At 71.4% G+C, this 3280-nt stretch carries 2 protein-coding genes; both read right to left on the bottom strand.

Annotated elements, in window-relative coordinates:
* Positions 1-14 precede the first annotated feature (14 nt).
* Entirely contained in the window at positions 15-1277 is a 1263-nt protein-coding gene (locus tag DQW06_RS27175) for a glycosyl hydrolase family 18 protein (protein ID WP_071622674.1), read from the bottom strand.
* Between the two features lie 336 nt (positions 1278-1613).
* On the bottom strand, positions 1614-3197 hold the full coding sequence (locus DQW06_RS27170; RefSeq protein WP_013154774.1) for a Na+/H+ antiporter: 1584 nt from the start codon (positions 3195-3197) through the stop codon (positions 1614-1616).
* Positions 3198-3280 lie beyond the last annotated feature (83 nt).

Raw genomic sequence — 3280 nt, 5'->3', positions numbered from 1 at the left:
CACGCGGCCTCGGGTCAGCAGGTGCCGACGAGCCTCCAGACGCCCCACTCGCCGGTGGTGCCCGGCTCCTCGCCGCGGGTCCACCACTGGGCGCGGTACTCCGAGCCCTCGTGGGAGACCACGTCGCCGCCGGTGTAGACGCTGTCGGCCGTCCAGGCCGCGGCGGTGCAGTCGCCGGGCTGCTCGGTGGGCTCCTCGGTCGGCTCCTCGGTGGGCCCGCCGCCGTTGCCGGGGCCGGTGGCCAGGCGCGCCGAGATGGTCTCGGCGAAGGCGTAGCCGCTGGTGGCGTCCCAGTTGATGGACCAGGTCATCACACCGCCGATGGGGCCGTACGGGGCGGCGGGGGAGAAGGAGCCGCAGTCGGTCCCGGCCTCCAGGCAGTCCAGGGCGCGCACGACCTGGCCGGGCGCCATGTACCCGCCCCCGGCGGCGGACTGCACGGCGGGCAGCCCGAGGCCCACCTGGTCCGGGCTCAGCCCCATCTCCAGCTGGATGCAGGCCAGCGCGGCGACGAAGTCCGGGGTGCCCTGGTGGTACACCTGGTCGTCGCACCCCAGCATCGAGCCGGAGTTGTAGTACTGCATGTTGACGATGGTGAGGATGTCGGAGATGTCCGACGCCAGCTTGTAGTACTCCCGGTCGGGGCTCTGGAAGTCGATGGTCTGCGGCGCCATCGTGATGATCAGGTCCGACCCGGCCCGGCCGCTCAGGTCGTGCAGGGCCTGGGACATGTACTGCGCGTTGATGCCGTGCTCCAGGTCGATGTCGACCCCGTCGAAGCCGTAGTCCTGCATCAGCTGGTACACGGTGTCGGCGAAGTTGCCCGCCTGGGTGGCGTTGGTGACGTCCACGTGGCCGCGCTCGCCGCCCACGGAGATGATGACCTTGCGGCCCTCGGCCTGGATGGCCGCGATGTCGTCGCGGAACTGCTGGTCGGTGTAGCCGCCCAGCTCGCCGCTGGCCAGGTTGAACGTGATTCCGCCGTCGAGGGTGGGGTGGTTGTCGGCGAAGGCGACGGCCACCAGGTTGTACTCGGAGGGGATCTCCGACAGCGGCATCACGGTGGAGCCGTTGTTGAAGTTGTGCCAGTACCCGGTGAGCCACTGGCCGGTCTGCTGGACCTGGGCTGAGTCGCTGTCGGACACGGTCTCGACCTCGGCGGGAGCGGGGGAGAGCTGGCTGAAACCGGCGAGGAGTCCGGCGGTCAGGAGGGCGAGGGCGCCGGTCAGCGCGGCCTTCGCGGCCCTGGGGGCCTTCCTGAGGCGGTGTTCGGGCATCGGGGGTTGCTCCTGTCGTCGAGCGGGGGTGACGAAGGGGCTCTGTGAGCCGCTAATTGTTAGGAAACTTTAAAGTTGTCACGCGGCTGCGTCAACGAAAACGGTAAGGAAAGTTTGTAGTTTTTCTGGGAGCCTCAGCGCTTTCCTCAAGCCTCAAAAGCCTCTTCAGTACCAGGAGGGGCGACCGACGCGTCCACCGCTCGTCACAGTCCGTGCTCGCCCGCGCGGACGTTCGCGCCCCGCGGGCTCTGGTTCCCACACATTCACACGCGGCGTGCGCAGCGGTCCCGGAGGCCCCGCCCCCCACGGAGAAGGCGGCCCCGGCCGCCCCGCGACTCACGAACCGTACGGACCCGCCCCCGTGTCCCGGATGTCCAGGTCCCGGCTCATCTCCTGGAACACGGCGTGGTCGATGTCGCCCTCCCGGTACATCGACACCAGCGCGTCCCTGCGCGCCTGCGTGATCTGCGCGTGCACGGCCCTGCCGCTGTCCACCCGTTCACGCGCCCGCCCGTCCGCGGCGTCCATCAGCCCCCGCACCTGCGAGACGCGCCGCGTGTACACCGCGCGCAGCGAGTCGGCGGTGCGGTCGTCCACCTCGCCCTCCCGCAGCAGCTCGTCCACCTTGCTCAGCGCCGCGCAGCTCATCTGCTCGTCCGCCCGCAGGAACTCCATCCGCCGCGCGCCCTCGCGCGCCATGCCCAGCTTGCGCAGCAGCAGCGGCAGCGTCATCCCCTGCCCCACCAGCGTCCCGAGCACCACGACCCCCGCCACGAACACCAGCGCGCCCCGCTCGGTGAACGGCTCGCCGCCCAGCGCAGCGGGCAGGGACAGGGCTATCGCCAGCGACACCGCCCCGCGCATCCCGCTCCACCCGACGACCAACCGCTCCCGCAGGTCGGCGCCCTCCAGTTTCGAGAACGGCGGGATCCGGTGCAGCGGGATCACCACCAGCATCAGCCCCATGCGCAGGGCGACCGCCGTGGCCGTCGTCGCCAGCGCCACCCACACCAGGTCCAGGAAGGCGAACTGGTCCCGCACCGCCGTGACCACCGAGTCCAGCTGCAACCCCAGCACCACGAACAGCATCGACTCCAACAGCCCCACGAGGGCGCCCCAGATCGTCTGCCCGTTCACCCGCACCCGCGGCGGCAGCAGCCCCTCACCGCGCGTGCCCAGGTAGAAACCGGCGACCACCGCCGCCAGCACCCCGGAGAACCCCGCCATCTCCGCCGGGATGTAGGCCGCGAACGGCGTGATCAGCACGACCATCAGCTGGAGGGACGGATCCCGCATGCGGGTCCGCGACCACGACACCGCCAGGGCCACCACGGCGCCGTAGACCAGGCCGCCCGCCACGACCTTCACCAGCTCGACCAGGCCCTCCTCGGGCGTGAGCGGGTGCACCATGGCGGTCACGGCCAGGCTGAACAGGGTCAGCGCGACCCCGTCGTTGATGAGGGACTCGCCCTCCAGGAGGGTCAGCACCCGGCGCGGGGTGCCCACCCGCTTGAGGATCGCCGAGGCCGCCACGGCGTCCGTCGGCGCGACGGCGGCGCCCAGGGCGATCGCCGCGGGCCACCCCACCGACGGCATCAGCAGGTGGACGATCCCCGCCAGGCCGAAGGCCGTCAGCAGCGTCACCCCCACCGCCATCACCACGATGGGGCGCGCCAGCTCGCGCATGTCCTTGGGCGAGGAGAAGAACGCGGCGTTGTAGATCAGCGGGGGCAGGAACACCAGCAGGATGACCTGGGGGGAGATCGACAGCGAGTGCAGCCAGGGCACGAGCCCCAGGAGCATGCCCAGCAGTACCAGCACGACCGCGCCCGGCACCCGCAGCCGCCCCGCGACCAGTCGGCCGAAGATCACCGCGACCACGATCACCAGCGTGGCGACCACGTACTCCTCGACGGACACTCCGCACCTCCCCGCCGGCCCCCGCACGCACCAGCATGGCGCTGCCGGGCCCGCCGGTCGCCCTGACGCGCCGGTCGCCGGGG

Origin of the sequence: Nocardiopsis sp. TNDT3 (genome assembly GCF_003427465.1) — a bacterium.
Lineage (GTDB): Bacteria > Actinomycetota > Actinomycetes > Streptosporangiales > Streptosporangiaceae > Nocardiopsis > Nocardiopsis dassonvillei.
This window is presented reverse-complemented; position numbering and strand designations above follow the sequence as displayed.